At 50.6% G+C, this 15,033-nt stretch carries 11 protein-coding genes and 2 pseudogenes; 2 read left to right on the forward strand and 11 right to left on the reverse strand.

Annotated features, from left to right (window positions below; translation table 11 throughout):
* Positions 1-3: 3 nt before the first annotated feature.
* From FYJ64_RS09700 to FYJ64_RS09745, 10 genes and pseudogenes are all read right to left on the reverse strand, one after another.
* Positions 4-1,341, reverse strand: a pseudogene (locus FYJ64_RS09700) (IS4 family transposase); the annotation flags it as partial.
* A gap of 507 nt (positions 1,342-1,848) precedes the next feature.
* A complete protein-coding gene (locus tag FYJ64_RS09705; protein ID WP_154574951.1) occupies positions 1,849-2,058 on the reverse strand; it encodes a hypothetical protein in 210 nt (69 codons plus the stop codon).
* Positions 2,055-2,165 (reverse strand): polymorphic toxin type 50 domain-containing protein, encoded by a 111-nt coding sequence (locus tag FYJ64_RS11835; RefSeq protein WP_154574952.1) that lies wholly within the window; start codon positions 2,163-2,165, stop codon positions 2,055-2,057. Before FYJ64_RS11835 ends, FYJ64_RS09705 begins: the two co-directional genes overlap by 4 nt.
* Positions 2,140-2,340 (reverse strand): transposase, encoded by a 201-nt coding sequence (locus FYJ64_RS09715; RefSeq protein WP_235897169.1) that lies wholly within the window; start codon positions 2,338-2,340, stop codon positions 2,140-2,142. Before FYJ64_RS09715 ends, FYJ64_RS11835 begins: the two co-directional genes overlap by 26 nt.
* Positions 2,341-2,639: 299 nt before the next feature.
* Positions 2,640-2,846, reverse strand: a complete 207-nt coding sequence (locus FYJ64_RS09720; RefSeq protein ID WP_154574953.1) for a hypothetical protein — start codon at positions 2,844-2,846, stop codon at positions 2,640-2,642.
* Entirely contained in the window at positions 2,839-3,174 is a 336-nt protein-coding gene (locus FYJ64_RS09725) for a polymorphic toxin type 50 domain-containing protein (RefSeq protein ID WP_154574954.1), read from the reverse strand. The genes FYJ64_RS09720 and FYJ64_RS09725 overlap by 8 nt, the downstream gene beginning before the upstream one ends.
* 108 nt (positions 3,175-3,282) lie before the next feature.
* A pseudogene (locus tag FYJ64_RS11425) lies at positions 3,283-3,861 on the reverse strand (transposase); the annotation flags it as partial.
* Between the two features lie 63 nt (positions 3,862-3,924).
* The gene (locus tag FYJ64_RS09735) at positions 3,925-4,242 is read right to left on the reverse strand and encodes a hypothetical protein (protein WP_154574955.1); all 318 of its coding nucleotides are present in this window, start codon (positions 4,240-4,242) and stop codon (positions 3,925-3,927) included.
* A 29-nt stretch (positions 4,243-4,271) separates the two neighbouring features.
* Complete coding sequence (gene ygiD, locus FYJ64_RS09740; protein WP_154574956.1) at positions 4,272-5,051, reverse strand: 4,5-DOPA-extradiol-dioxygenase; 780 nt, start codon at positions 5,049-5,051, stop codon at positions 4,272-4,274.
* Positions 5,052-5,442: 391 nt separating this feature from the next.
* A complete protein-coding gene (locus tag FYJ64_RS09745; RefSeq protein WP_206045632.1) occupies positions 5,443-10,803 on the reverse strand; it encodes an Ig-like domain-containing protein in 5,361 nt (1,786 codons plus the stop codon).
* Between the two features lie 621 nt (positions 10,804-11,424).
* Here FYJ64_RS09745 and FYJ64_RS09750 point away from each other — a divergent pair.
* A complete protein-coding gene (locus tag FYJ64_RS09750) occupies positions 11,425-12,162 on the forward strand; it encodes a LytR/AlgR family response regulator transcription factor (protein WP_154574958.1) in 738 nt (245 codons plus the stop codon).
* Positions 12,110-13,984, forward strand: coding sequence for a sensor histidine kinase (locus FYJ64_RS09755; RefSeq protein WP_154574959.1), 1,875 nt, complete (start codon positions 12,110-12,112; stop codon positions 13,982-13,984). The genes FYJ64_RS09750 and FYJ64_RS09755 overlap by 53 nt, the downstream gene beginning before the upstream one ends.
* A gap of 126 nt (positions 13,985-14,110) precedes the next feature.
* On the opposite strand, the gene FYJ64_RS09760 is transcribed toward FYJ64_RS09755, so the two are convergent.
* Positions 14,111-14,959, reverse strand: coding sequence for a 3-hydroxybutyryl-CoA dehydrogenase (locus tag FYJ64_RS09760; protein ID WP_154574960.1), 849 nt, complete (start codon positions 14,957-14,959; stop codon positions 14,111-14,113).
* Between the last annotated feature and the right edge of the window lie 74 nt (positions 14,960-15,033).

Below are 15,033 nucleotides of genomic sequence, written 5' to 3' on the forward strand. Positions count from 1 at the left end.
AACTTAAACTTCCCACATCAAAATGGGAACTGAACATTGAAAACTCAATACTTTAGCCGTGGCAAATAGCTTCAACTCCGCTGGATGGGTGTAACTGAGTGCTCGCTGCATGTATTCCGGCAGTCTGCTGTAGAAATCAGCGGCGAATACCTCAAGCTGTTCTTCTGTGACCCGAAACACCGACTTCACTGTCTGGAACATCGCTTCCACAAGGATCATCATGGACTGGTGGAAAGTGATATCCTCCAGTTCCGTCAGCATCACATAGAACAGTTCACCCAGCGCTCGTTGATCTTCATCCTGCCTCTGGAATACAGACAGGATCATGTATCGCACCATGGCGATGGCGACGTGAGCTGTCATCGCATCGTAGGAAAGCGAATTGCATTCCTTCTGCAGCCGCAGGTAGGACTTGCAGGTCTTGAAGAGGACCTCAATATCCCAGCGCTTGCCGTAGATCCGAATGATCTCTTCTTCGCTGAGATCCATGTCCGTGCAGATCAGAGCGATCCAGTCCTTGCGGTTGCTGCGGTTGCGGACATAGATCAGTCTGGCTGGGATCGGGTGCTCATTCGCGCCATCGTCCTTGCCCACAAGGATCTCCACCGACAGAAGGTAACGGCTGCGTCCTCTGCGCTTCTTCGACTGCTTGAAGATCTGCTTGGAATTCATGCGCCTGCCTTCGAATTCGTATGTGATCCTGAAACTCTTCTTCACCATTGCGATGGTGTCGAGGCCCATATCCTTGATCGCAACGATCTGGTGAGGATTCGCGAACCAGGTGTCGAACAGAACGTATTTTGCCTGGTGGCCAGCTTTCATCGCTGCATCAAGCAGTTCGAGCATGACATCGGTAGCCTTGCGCAATGCCATGGACCGACGCCTCCCGGCGATCGTTCGTCCATCTCCCAGCTCCATGACTCCAAGCTGATTGCTCTCCTTGTTGGAGGACAGGAGGCTGAAATTTATCGGAAGGAAGGAGTTGCCGTCAGACCAGCCAAGTGTCAGCAGGCGGAATCCCTTGCGGTATTTCATCTCTGTATGATCAAACACTCTGGCGACCATGTCGGTCTTCTTGTAGCCGCTTCTGCTAAAGAGGGTGTCATCGATGATGAATACATCTTTGCGTTCCTCACTGGTCAAACGCTGCATGAAGTCGCCGACGACAGCTGCGGACAGGAGCATGGTGAACCGGAACCAGTTGGTCCTCACACTGTTGAGGAACCGGTAGTATGTGTTCTTACTGAAATCCTCACGGTAGGAATCCGCGCGGATCTGCATGTACATGCTCCTGGCATTGAAGACGTTGCCGATCATATAACGGAAGATCTTCATGACCGGGACACCCTTTCCTTGCTGGCGTTACACTTTCGAAGGAGCTTTCCGACATGGAAGATCGAGAGAAAATTCTCGATCACTGTGCAAAGCATCTGTCCATCGCGGTCGTTCTATGGTATGATAGTCATGGCATAAATCCTCCATAGGTATTTAGTTAGTTTGGTCACTTACATTATACCATTTTTCGGAGATCTATGCCTTTTTAATACGGCTAAACTATTGAATTTTCAATGTTCTCACCCCTCTTGGGGTGCGGGAAGTTTGAGTAATATATCCTTTTTTTCTTTCGCCAATCCCGTCCCAGTAAATGAAAATTTTCTATGCTCCTATATTCGCGTTTGCATGACGGGCATATCTTTTTCATTGTGCTTTCCTCTCTTTTCCGCTTCAAACAAAAAGAGACCGACGATTGTCAATCCCTTTAACAACTTACCTGATATAGAGAACTTACGGAAACGTATTATCCTTAATTCCTTTCTCATTAGAGTCTGATATCATACCTACGTTGAATTATCCTATTTCAACAATTTTTTTTATATTGCTTTTCGTTACCGTATGAAGTCTCATTCTAATATTTGGATCCTCTATAGTGATTTGATCCTCTCCATTTTCAGATTCATCTGCGTATGTCACATCAATAGGAACCCCTAAATATGATATTCCGTTTTTTAATTCAATTTTTACCAAATCGCTATCTAAATAATCACATAATCTTTTCATGTGCTTTTTACCGGCACGATGTGTATCCCTTTCTTGGAATGAAATATTTTCATTCGCCTCGTTTCATGCCATTCTCCTTTTTCAAAATGCTGCCCTATGATCTTCAATCATTGCATCCAAGTCTATGTCTAACCCAAATTCCTTAATATCAGCATCCTCTATTTCAAGATCATTTTTTAAACTGTCAAGCATCTCGTAATACGCCGCTTTTTTTCCTTCGTAGAACTCATCGTTTTTATTATTATTGACATCTTCGATTGCATCTTTTGCATTATCTATCAACCTATGGATCATGCGATTCATCGCTTCCTGACTTAACTCAAACACGTTTACCTCTCTTTCTCAATTCTTCCTCTTTGCGTTTTATGCTATCTTCAAAATTATTAATTTCCTTCTTCCAGTGTTTAATATATCCTTTTTTCTTCCTTTCGTCAATCCTGCCCCAGTAAATGAAAATTTTCTATGCTCCTATATTCGCGTTTGCATGACGGGCATATCTTTTTCATTGTGCTTTCTCCTTTATGGGTATAATAAAACCCCGCGGTGCAGGGCATAAAATAGCGTCAGTCGAAGCAAGTGGATTAATTTAATATTTCGATATTATCAATTTCACTTTGTCCTATTTCTAAGTAGTTCCCATCATCTGTCCAAAATGAAATGCCTGGTTCCGTTATTCCGCTTTCTTCTTCATCATCGATACTCTCGATATACCCATCGGTATACATGCCATCGGTAAAAGTGATGCGGACTTTTTCTTCAATATCGATGTATTTAATGATGTTAATCATAGTTACTCCCTTTTATCGGGACCAGATGTGATTCTCTTCTTCCATGATGAATAGCTGCCTTATTAGTTGAAACCCATTTCCCTTTTTGATAATATTCGCCAATAACTCTGTCACATGTTATCTGCTCAATATTTGTTGGACTTCCATCTTTCCTTATTTTTATTATACCAGTTCCACTCTGTTTTACAATGATTTCCTGTGATTCTTCCTTGTTTATTAATAGCCTGCTCTGCGGTCCATATCCTTTTCTCTCACGTTGCTCTTTGTATCTCTCATAATCTCTCGTTCCATTTCGGTGTTTGTCGTATTGCTGCTGACTCAGCTTCAACGAGTATTCTCCGTTTGCAATCTTTTTTGTTATAGTACTGGCTGAAATTTGAGGGATTCACAAGTCAAGTCCAAATTTGTGTGTAAATTGCCTTTAGGTTCATTCTGGTCAGGAAACCTGTAAGAGGGAGGCCTGTTCCTCCGCAATCAGGTGGAGCCTGTTCCTTACATCTGATACAAGAAGTTTGCTGTATGTCTCCTTACTGAAGATGGACCTTCCAGCCTGACAGATACTGTTCTGCTCCAGCAGGACGGATCCAATCAGCCGGACCAGTGAGGCATCATTCGGAAAGATCCCGATGGCTTTCGATTGCCGCTTCAGTTCCCTGTTCAGCCGCTCGATGTGGTTTGATGTGCGGAAGAACCGCCGCATCCCTTCTGGCAGCGTCATGACCGTCATGGCACTCTCGAATCCTTCGTCCAGACAAGCCATGGGAGATTCAGCGACATCTTGATAATCCCGGATGATCTTATCGCGGAGAGTCCGTGCCGCCTGAATGGTCTTCGCGTTGAACATCTCCTGAAGTTCCGCTCTGAGACCGGACTGATATTTCTGCGGAGCTTTGTCTGCGATGTTCTTTGAAAAATGGAACTGGCACCGCTGCCACGGTACGTCAGGAAATACTTCTCTTACTGCCTGAATGATACCTTCATGCGCATCCGATGTGATCATCATGAGCCCGCACAATGTATAATAAAACCCCACGTTGCCGTGAGGTATGAAATAGCACCGGATGTAACCGGTGCGTTATCATACATTAATAGATTTGATTTCTTCTTCGGAGATAGTGAGTTCTCCAAAATCCTTCTTGTTTTCTACAATGATATCAATCCACCAATGACCATCTTCTGAATCTTCAGGAGACTCGTAAGAAACCGCCTTCCCGATCCATAAAATATCATCTATGTCGGTTATTTCTAACTTTTTTCCAAAATACTGATCGAGCCTCATTTCTCTTCCCTCCTTGTAGGAACTATATGTGTCCTTCATCAGTTCTATATCCGCGATTCCGTATAGATCGATGTCGTTTTCTTCCATGCACTGCTTCAGTTTATCTGTTATATTCATCGTCCAATTCTCCTCGCAGTCACAAAACTTTATCTCTCTCCGAACACAAAGCCTGTCATCGCCATGGAGCCGAGGCTGCAGACGTTATTGAATATCCGGGCGCTGTCGCCGTCCGCCGCGCCGAGGCAGTATATCAGCGGAAGAAAATGCTCCGGCGTCGGAACTGCATAGGCCGCTTCCGGACCGGACTCATAATTCACGACCTTATCGGTTTCCCCTGCCAGAACCGCGTCGGCGATATACCGATTGAAGGCCTCCGCCTGCCCTGTTCCGCCGGGATTATCCCAGTCGACAAGGCGAAGGTTGTGAACCACGTTTCCGCTTCCGAAAATCAGATAACCCTCTTCCCGCAGCGCGGCAAGCTTTCTGCCGATTTCCAGCGCGTCCGCAGCGGTTCCCGTGCTGTCCACAGAAAGCTGCACCACCGGTATATCCGCCTTCGGAAACATATGAACCAAAATCGACCAGGTGCCATGATCGATTCCCCATTCATCATTTACCGCGACCCTGCTGCCGAGCAGCGCCAGCACCCGGTCAGACAGTTTTTCACATCCGGATACGGGATAGCGTACCTGATACAGTTCCTCCGGAAAACCATACATGTCATAGATCTGTCTCGGATTTTCGGCAGTCTGCACGAAGGTTCCCCTCGTGTACCAGTGCGCGGAAACAGACAGTATCGCTTGCGGCCGGCCGTACTCCTTCAGAATCCGCTCCCCTGTACGACCTATTTCCTCCGTCAGTGCATCCCTGTGGAGGGCAATCATCGGATCTCCGTGCCCGGAGAACACTACAGGCATTTTATTCATACAATCATCTCCTTTAATAAGCAGGACAGGACGAACCGCCCCGGCTCTTTTTTCTGCTTTGATTATAGGTGCGTCACGGTGAATCGTCAAGCCCGGCGAGGCCCGGAGGCGGTCGGCGTCCCGCGGGTTGCAGGCCGGTTACCGGAGTCTTCTGCGCGTACAAAATTTAACGGGTGGCCGGCAGAGCCGGCGCCTTCCTTTTTAACAATAAGAAACTTGCCGCACGGAGCGTCGGGAATCAGTTTTCACTGACCTCGTGTGCTTCGTGCGGCAGGTTTTCCGCGGCAGCTTCTGCGCTGCCCTCTGGTTCACCGCGTCCTGTTCGTGTCGGGGGACAGAGGAGCGGACGCGGTGAGTTGAAGGTTGTGTGTTATGACTTTATTCAAACGGTTTACTTCACGACTGTAACATATACAACTGCGGTCATACCGTTCAAAGCTGTAGCATTGATTCTGCAGGTTCCCGCCTGCTTTCCCTTTATTGTACCGTCAGCCGCCACGTATGCGATGGACGAATCCGAGGAGCTGAATCTGACGTACATATCATGATCGTAGTCCAGGAGATTGCGGCTCTTCTTGAGCTTGGTCACCTTGACCTTGATCTTGTAGCTTTCACCAACAGAGAGGTTGACGTACTTGTCCGGTACAGAGACGGATTTCGCATCTGTGTGCTTCTTGCTGTATCCGCCCGCAATCGCATGCGAGACATACGCAGAAGCAACGATAACCTTCTTGCCGTTGACAACCTTGTACGCTTTGATTCTGTACTTATACGCCGTACCCTTCTTCAGGTCTCTCTTCACCATGCTGGTGCGGGACTTACTGTAGGTCTTGTAGTACTTCATGTCGCGTCCGCACTTCGCATAGTAAACCATGTAGCCGTCAATCTTGGTCAACTTGGTCCATTTCAGATTCTCCGTCGTCTTTGTGCGCGGCGTAGCCTTCAGAACAAGAGCAGGCTTGTAAATCTTGAACTGCACGTATCCGGAAGCCAGCTTGCTGAAGCCTTCGGTGCCGGTTACCGTCGCTTTGACGTAGTAGGTGCCCGGCATGGTCGGAGCGGCGCTGAGCTGCTTCTTGCTGCTGCTGTAATACGTGTAGACAACGTCTCCGTATTTCGCCTCAGCGACCGGCTTCTTCGCGGTCTTTCCGTATGTCCAGTTGTCAATGGACAAATCCTTTATCCACTCATTATCATCCTTTGTGATGAGATAAGGCAGCGTAATCGTTCCGTCGCCGTCCTGATCGCCGTCATTCCACGCATAGATGGAAGGATCCTTGAGCTTCAGAACAACCTTGTATTCGCCGGCGTCGATTCCGCCTTTGTTCTCAACGACTTCGTAAAGCCCGGACTCCGGAATCTCCGCGGTCTGCAGTTTTCCGTTGTACTTGGAGGCCTGCGTGTAAGCCGGAATGTCCACAACGAGTTTCTTAATCGTGAACTTCACAGTCTTGGATTCCAGTCCCTTATAGTTGTCGGTCTCCTCGACGATCGCCTTGACGTAGTAGGCGCCCGGTTTGGTCGGAGCCTGGTCAAGCTCGTTCATATCGGTGTCATAGTACTTGTATGTGACCGTTCCGTACTTTGCAGCCGCGCTTACCTCAGCCGGATCGCCGTCGTAATCCTTGCTCTCCGCCTTCAGTTCGCCGGTCCACTCGTTGTCGGCCTGAGTGATCCGGAAGGATACCTTGTCGGATTTCAGACCGGTGTAGTTATCGGTTCCTGCGACAGAAGCCTCCACGAAATATTTGCCCGGTCTGGTCGGAGCGCTGTCCAGCTTCTTCAGATCGCTGTCATAGTAGGTGTACTCGACATCGCCGAATTTCGCCTTTGCAGTCACTTCCGCCGGATCTCCGTCACAATCCTTGTTCGTTGCCTTGAGCTCTTCTGTCCATTCGTTCTTCGCCTGAACGATCTTGTACTCAAGCTCATGCTGCTTCGTCAGAGTTCCGTCCGCCCATGTGAAGTTGTCGGTTTCCGTCAGCTCGATGTAAACGGTATAGGTTCCAACGTTGACGTGCTCCACGTTCTTGGAGGAAACCTCGTTGTAGTACGGGCTCTTCGGAATGTCTGCCTTCTGTGCCTTGCCCGTGTATGTGAGGTCTTTCAGGGTCGGGATTTCGACCTTGGCTTTAGCAATCTTGAAGGACACTGAAGTCGAGATCTCATCGTAATTGCCGTTCCCCGGAACGACTGCCTTCACATAATATGTTCCTGCGCCTGTTTCCTCATCGATATCGATTTCATTGGTGCAGGCTTTGTTTGTGTAGTAGTGGTATTCCACCTTGCCCCATTTCGCCTCGGCGCTCGGCTCGTTCGGCGTTTTGCCGTACGCCCAGCCCTCGATGCTCAGAGCCTTTGTGAACTCGTTCTCACCCTTGGTGATCTTGAATTCTGTGGTCGCGATGCTGCCGGAAGGTACGCCGTACCAGCGGTAGTTCGCTGAATCCTTCAGCTTCAGCTTCACGGTATAGGTGCCCGCGTCTGTCACTGCTTCATAGTCGTACAGCCCGTACAGTTCGGAATCGATGTCCGGTGTCTGCGCCTTGGCGTTGTAGACCTTGGACTTCAGAGTCGGAACCTTGACGGCCTGTCTTTCGATATTGAACTTGACATATCCGGACTCCAGCGCTTCGTAGTTGTCCGTGCCGTCAACAAAAGCCTTCACATAATAGGTGCCTGCATTCTCCGGCTTGGAAATCTGCGTGTAGCTGTCGCTGTCCTTCTTGTAATAGTTGTATTCGCTGACTGTACCGAAGTGCGGCTTGGCGGCCGGTGTGGACGCCTCATCGCCATAGGTCCAGTCTGCCATGCTGAGAGCAGTATCCCAGCTGTTCTTCGCCTTGGTGATCTTCCAGGAGATTTCTTTGTCCCCGCTGGTTCCGTCCGCCCAGGTGAAGTTGGCAGGATCGCTCAGACGCAGAGTCACAGTATAGGTACCGACGTCTGTGCCTCCCTCGTCGCTGACGATGGTATAATCCTTGGTTGCCTTGAGTCCGGAGGTCTGCTTCTCGCCGGTGTACGCCTTGTCAGCAGCCGTCGGCAGAACAATTCCGGCCTTCTTCTCATAAACCTGGAATTTGACCTTGCCTGAGGTCAGTGCGCTGTAGCTGTCGCTTCCCTCGACATAGGCTTCAACGTAGTAGGTTCCCGGCAGCTTGCCGTCCGGCTGGCTGATGATGGAGCCGTCCTCGCTGTAGAATCTGTACAGGACGGTTCCCCACTTCGCGCTCGCGGTCGGGTTCTGCGCGGCTTCTCCGGATCTCCAGCTCTGAATCTGCAGACCTTCAATCCAGTAGTTCTCCGCCTTGGTGATGGTGAACTTGATGGTTGTGGTTTCTGTATCTCCGTTGGACCAGATGTAGTTCTTCGCATCCTTCAGCGTCAGAACCACATCATAGGATCCGCCCTCTGTTCCGCCGTCATTTGTGGTGACGGTGTATTTAGCGGTGTCCCTAATATCTGCCTTCTGCGCTTCGCCGTTGTATTCCTTGGAGGCAACTGTCGGAACCTCGACTTCCGCCTTCGAGATGGTGAAGGATGCGGTGTCAGAAATCTCCGCGTAATTATCGTTCCCCGGAACGACTGCCTTCACATAGTAGGTTCCCGCAGCAGTCGTCTGATCGATGTCAATCTCATTGGTGCAGGCTTTGTTTGTGTAGTAGTGGTATTCCACCTTGCCCCATTTCGTCTCGGCGGTCGGCTTGTTCGGCGTTTTGCCGTATGTCCAGCCCTCGATGCTCAGAGCCTTTGTGAACTCGTTTTCACCCCTGGTGATCTTGAACTCCGTGGTCGCGATGCTGCCTTTGCCGCCGTACCAGCGATAGTTCGCAGAATCCTTCAGCTTCAGCTTCACGGTATAGGTACCCGCGTCTGTCATCGCTTCATAGTCGTACAGCCCGTACAGTTCGGAATCGATGTCCGGCGTCTGCGCCTTGGCGTCGTAGACCTTGGACTTCAGAATCGGAACCTTGACGGCCTGTCTTTCGATATTGAACTTGACATATCCGGACTCCAGAGCCTCGTAGTTGTCCGTGCCGTTTACAAATGCCTTGACATAGTAGGTGCCGGCATTCTTCGGCCTGGAAATCTGGGTATAGCTGTTGCCGTCCTTCTCGTAATATTTATATTCACTGACTGCACCGAAATGCGGTTCTGCGGCCGGTGAAGAGGCTTTGTCGCCATAGGTCCAGTCTGCCGTGCTGAGAGCGGTATCCCAGCTGTTCTTCGCCTTGGTGATCTTCCAGGAGATCTCTTTATCCTCGCTGGTACCGTCCGCCCAGGTGAAGTTGGCAGGATCGCTCAGACGCAGAGTCACAGTATAGGTGCCGGCGTCTGTGCCGCCCTCGTCGCTGACGATGGTATAATCCTTTGTCGCCTTGAGTCCGGAGGTCTGCTTCTCACCGGTGTACGCCTTGTCGGCTGCTGTCGGAAGAACCACGCCGGTCTTCTTGTCGTAAACCTGGAACTTGACTTTGCCAGAGGTGAGCGCCTTGAGGCTGTCGGTCGCTTCTACATATGCCTCGACATAGTAGGTTCCTGCCGCGCTGACCTCTGATTTGGCGACGGCGCTGCCGTCCTCATCGTAATACTTGTACTGGACGGTTCCCCACTTCGCCTTGGCGGTGGGTTCCTGCGCGGTTTCACCGGCTCTCCAGCTCTGGATCTGCAAACCCTCGATCCAGTAGTTCTCTGTCCTGGTGATGGTAAATTTGACGGTGGTCGTCTTGGTGTCTCCGTTGGCCCAGACGTGATTGTTCGTATCCTTCAGCGTCAGAACCACATCATAGGATCCGCCGTCTTTTCCACCGTCATTCGTGGTGACGGCGTATTCAGCGGTATCCGCGATGTCCGCCTTCTGCGTCTCTCCGTTGTACTCCTTGGAAGCGACTGTCGGCACAGCCACCTTCTTCTTGTTGATGGTGAATTTCACGGTCTTGGGATCGGTGGATCCGTCTTCCCATGTATATCCTGATTTCAGAGTCAGGGTGATGTCATAGGTGCCGGCGTCCATGTGGACCGCATTTGCGACTGTATAGGCGTCACTGTTCGTAAGACCGGTGATCTCCGCTCCGGTGTAATCCTTTGTTACCGTTCCCGGAACTGACACGGCGCTCTTTTTCAGGATCTTGAAGGACGCTGTCGCGGAGTCGCTCTTGTAGTTATCGGTGCCCTTTGACGTCGCCTTGACATAGTAGGTTCCCGCGGCGGTCGTGGAGGAAATCGCGACCGGAACTGTGCAGGCCGCATCCTCATAATATGTATAGGTGATCGCGCCGGACTCATACTTGGAGGATGCCGACGGTTTGCCCGGCGTATTTCCGTATGTGAAGTCCGCCATGGTCAGTCCGCTCACGGTGTTGGTATCCTGCGTGATTGTGAAATCCTGCGTCACAGTTACCGCATCATAAGTCACCGTTCCCAGCGGGTCAGACGGGAAGTGCAGTCTCAGGGTATAGCTGCCTACATCTGTGGGCTGCTCGTCCGTAACGGTCGTGTCCCCTTTCTTAGTATAACTTATCGACGGGTCGTTCTCGTATGAGCCGGAATCCCAGCTCACCTTCTTTGCCTTCCCGCTGTAAACAAAACTGACATTAGTGCCAGATTGTCCGTTGATGCTTGCGACCGGCTGCTTCGGAGCTGTGTCCGCATATGTGGTCTGCGGCAGCATGATCGTCAGCATCGAGATTACCAGCATGACGGCCAGGATAGCAACTCCTGCCTGTTTGCCGGCTGTTTTCAACGCTTTCATAGAATGTCTCCTCTCTTTCATGTGTGAAAACGATTAACGGGTAATAATAACGATATATATCACAGAATCCCCGGCGCGCTGCCGGAGTTCGTTCTGTGGCTCATATTAATTCCGCAGGCTGGTGAGCTGTGAGTTCGCCGGTCTGCGACAGCCCGCATCTCCGCCCTTTTTCAACCGAATCCGCGCCCTGAACCAGAGAGCGCGGAAAAGCGGACAATTCGATAATTTTTTCTATATTGCTCGGTCATCTTTCTGTTTCCAATAGTTTCGGAACCTATGACCGAAAATTCGGTACAAAAGTCCTGCTCCCACCGGAGAACTGCGGAGCAGGGTTGGTTTTCCCTTTCCGCATATCACTTCGGGATTTCTTTTCCTTGATTTTATTATTTTTTTACCCGCATGAGAATAACGAAAAATGCCATTTTCGTTGACATAATTCGTACTTGACAAAGCATATGTTTTCTGCTCACAGAGCAATTACAATGCATGGCAGAAATCCTCCCGGAGCCGCGACCTCTCCGGAAAAGCCTGATTTTTTTAAATCTCATTGACGAAGTCTTTTCTCATCGTTTAAGATAGTGATGTCGGAAATCAAATCAGGAAGATAAAGGAAGGTTTTGAATGGAGGCTTTGAAGATCGCGGTGTGCGATGACCAGGAAGAAGAACAGAAAAGGCTGAAAGAAATACTGCGGAAAATCCAGTCGCCGCCGGTCACGGCGGTATTTTTCAGCCGGGGCGAGGAGCTGCTGGAGAAATTCTCGGCGAGTACGTACGATCTGATTCTCATGGATATCTATATGGATGGCATGAGCGGAATCGACGCCGTCGCGAAAATCCGCGAGAAGGATCCCGGTGTCCCGGTTGCATTCATCACATCCAGCCTGGACTTCGCGCTGGACAGCTACCGGCTCTCCGCCATCGGCTATATCGAAAAGCCGTATGAGCCGAAGGATATCGAGAGAATCCTGAATCTCGCCCGCACGCTGAAGATCAACACGCCGTCTCTTTACGCACAGAAAAACCACGAAACCATCCGGGTGCCCTTCCGGGACATCCAGTATCTGGAGCAGCAGCGCCATCAGGTCAGCATCGTGTGCAGCGACGGACGATCTGTTCTGGTCTACGGCAAAATCGCCGACATGATGTTGCAGCTGGACGACAATCTGTTCTGCCGCACCCATAAAAGTTTCTGTGTGAATATGGACTTTATATGCTCCGTCAACCCGGAACTCAGATGCCTCGTCATGAAGGACGGCACGAACATCCCGGTCCGCAGGGAAATCTATCCGAAAGTCAGGAAACGCTATGAAAATCACCTCTTCAGCAAAGCAAGAAAAAATCCGTCTGAACCGCAATAATATCCGGACAGTCTCCGCCGCACTGCGGGCTGTTCTTCTGTTCCTGATCCTGCTAAGCATCATTCTCGCGCTCGCTCCCCAGCGGGACTTCGAGTCCTATCCGAAAAAAGAGGCAGCTGTTATCAGCTGCGTGACGGTTACGACGAACGGAAAGACAAAGGATATGCAGCTTCCGTGCACGATCCGGACAAAGAAATCCCGGACAAGGGTGACTGTAACCTTTCAGGTGCCGAAACGCGCAGAGGCGCGGGACATGCTGTATGTAAAGACCGTCTACTGCCCGCTCACGGTCTCCCTCAACGGCCGGATTCTGGCGCAGCTGGGCGATCTGAACTACTACCCGTCCTTTATGCACGACCCCGCAACAGAGGTGCGCTTCGTGGCGCTGCCGAACGACGCCGATGAGCGGACAGTCACTCTCACCTACCTCTCTCCGGAGGGCCGGGACTATGTCACGCTGCACGCCCCGATAATCGGGAAGGTCGGTCCCGTAACCTCGGTGCTGCGCCAAGACCGACAGTTTCCGTTCGCACTGGCCCTGCTGCAGATCTTCATCGGCGTCATCGTCATGATCGTCACTGCTTCCGCGCTCCGCAGGGAACCGGACATCCGCGCTGTCTTCTGGCTCGGACTCTTCTCCCTCTGTGCCGGAATCTGGGAGCTTGGCGAAAACAATCTGACCCTCCTGCTCTTCGACAAGCCTGCGTTGTTGTATATTTTGGACTTCATGGGGCTGGAATGCCTGCTGATTCCGTTCATCCGCTTCCTGCGGTGCATCCTCGACCTGACCCGGGCTCGACTCATCGTCCTTCTGGACTGTCTCGCCGTGGCCGCACCCATCGTATCTCTAACGCTGCAGCTTGCCGGAACCGTTCCTCTGTATCAGAGCATCCGGTTTTTTCATATTTTCACCCCGCTGGTGTTCCTGTATATTCTCTTCCACAGTCTCCGGGAATACCGCAGAAAACGAGACAGCAACTCTCTCCACATCGTTTTCTCACTGCTGATTCTCTTCACCTCGGCCACACTGGAAGCGATGAACTATTATCTGCGCCTCCTCTGGCAGAATGCGCTGTTCTTTGAGGTGGGTATGACGATATTCATCCTGTATTCCGGTTACCTCAGCGTCCGATATTTCTATCTGACCAACCGACAGAAGAAGCGGATGGAGACGGACATGCGGATGATGACCATTGAGGCCAGGGAACAAAAGAAACATTCCCTGCTCATCATGGAGAATGAACGGAAGACACGTGCCCTGCGTCATGACATGCGCCAGAGCCTGATCGCAATAAAGTCTCTCGCTGAACAGAACAATACGGATGAGTTGAACCGCTATATCGACTCCATCATCGACTGCATTCCCTCGGCAATCCGCACATACTGCGACAATCCGATGATTAATGCAATTGTCTCTTATTATGCATCGGCCTGCGAACAGCAGGGGATCCGGTTCGAGACGCACCTGTCGATCAGCGCTGACGATACCCTGACTCAGATCCGGGACGTGGATCTCTGCGCTGTGTTCGGAAATCTTCTGGAAAATGCGCTGGAAGCCTGTGAACGCATGGAGGATGGCAGTCGCTTCGTCACGCTGAACAGCATCTGTCATCTCAACACCCTCACCATCGTGATGGACAACAGCTATGACGGAAAAGCCGAACGCTCCGGCGAACTGTTCCGATCAAGCAAACGGGACAACGCCGATGTAGGAATCGGACTGTCCTCAATTCGGGGCATCGCCCGGATATACGGCGGCGACGCCCGGTTTGACACCGATGGTACGGTTTTCCGTTCCTCAGTATATATGTATCTTCAATAGGTAACTGCGGCACCGGTTACGAATGCGATGAACCTGACCCTGCGGAGCAATCCGCAGGGGTCTTTCTTTGTACGAAAAAGAGCTGCCGCACAACGACAGCTCTGTAATCAGTTTCTTCAGCTGCTCTTATTTGCTGTAATCGAAGAATCCGCATCCGGTCTTCATTCCCAGCTTGCCCGCTGCTACCATCTGGCGGAGCAGAATGTTCGGACGGTATTTGGGATCGCCGAACTGCGTGTACAGCACTTCCATGATAGCCAGGCAGACATCCAGACCGATCAGATCGCCCAGAGCGAGAGGTCCCATCGGGTGATTGCAGCCCAGTTTCATCGCGGTGTCAATGTCCTCCGCAGATGCGATTCCCTCATTGAGGATTCCGATCGCTTCGTTGATCATCGGAATCAGAATTCTGTTGACAACGAATCCCGGCGCTTCCTTAACCTGGACCGGAGTCTTGCCTAGAGCCTCAGACAGCTCTGTAACTGTCTTGTTGGTCTCTTCGGAGGTCAGCAGCCCGTTGATGATCTCTACCAGCTTCATAGCCGGAACAGGATTGAAGAAGTGCATTCCGACAACCTTGTCCGGTTTGCTTGTGGACATTGCGATATCGGTGATTGACAGCGAGGAAGTGTTGGACGCAATGATGCATTCAGGCTTGGTCAGCTCGTCAACCTCTTTCAGCAGAGCCTTTTTCGCTTCCATGTTCTCCGTAGAAGCCTCGATTACCAAGTCTGCGTCAGCGATGATGCTCAGTTCTGTGGAACCGCTGATTCTGCCGAGAGCCGCAGCTTTATCCTCCTCAGAAATCTTTTCCTTTTTAACCAGCTTGGACAGGTTCTTCTCAACCTTGGCCATACCCTTGTCAATGGATTCCTGATGTCTGGCTCTCATTACCACTTCATATCCGTTCTGAGCCAGTACCTGTACGATTCCGGCACCCATGGTGCCCGTTCCTAATACACCAATTTTTTTCATTTCAGAAAACCTCCTATATTTGTGTTAATCACACATATTTACTGGGCGAATCTGTTAAAAAATTAACTTTTTGT

The organism is Hornefia butyriciproducens, from assembly GCF_009695915.1.
Lineage (GTDB): Bacteria > Bacillota > Clostridia > Peptostreptococcales > Anaerovoracaceae > Aminicella > Aminicella butyriciproducens.

Bases quoted from the DNA above. Each gene is read 5' to 3' on its own strand.
- FYJ64_RS09745 (WP_206045632.1), bottom strand. From the start codon at position 10,803: ATGAAAGCGTTGAAAACAGCCGGCAAACAGGCAGGAGTTGCTATCCTG.
- FYJ64_RS09760 (WP_154574960.1), bottom strand. From the start codon at position 14,959: ATGAAAAAAATTGGTGTATTAGGAACGGGCACCATGGGTGCCGGAATC.
- FYJ64_RS09750 (WP_154574958.1), top strand. From the start codon at position 11,425: ATGGAGGCTTTGAAGATCGCGGTGTGCGATGACCAGGAAGAAGAACAG.
- FYJ64_RS09720 (WP_154574953.1), bottom strand. From the start codon at position 2,846: ATGATTAACATCATTAAATACATCGATATTGAAGAAAAAGTCCGCATC.
- FYJ64_RS09705 (WP_154574951.1), bottom strand. From the start codon at position 2,058: ATGAAAAGATTATGTGATTATTTAGATAGCGATTTGGTAAAAATTGAA.
- FYJ64_RS09735 (WP_154574955.1), bottom strand. From the start codon at position 4,242: ATGAATATAACAGATAAACTGAAGCAGTGCATGGAAGAAAACGACATC.
- ygiD (WP_154574956.1), bottom strand. From the start codon at position 5,051: ATGAATAAAATGCCTGTAGTGTTCTCCGGGCACGGAGATCCGATGATT.
- FYJ64_RS09755 (WP_154574959.1), top strand. From the start codon at position 12,110: ATGAAAATCACCTCTTCAGCAAAGCAAGAAAAAATCCGTCTGAACCGC.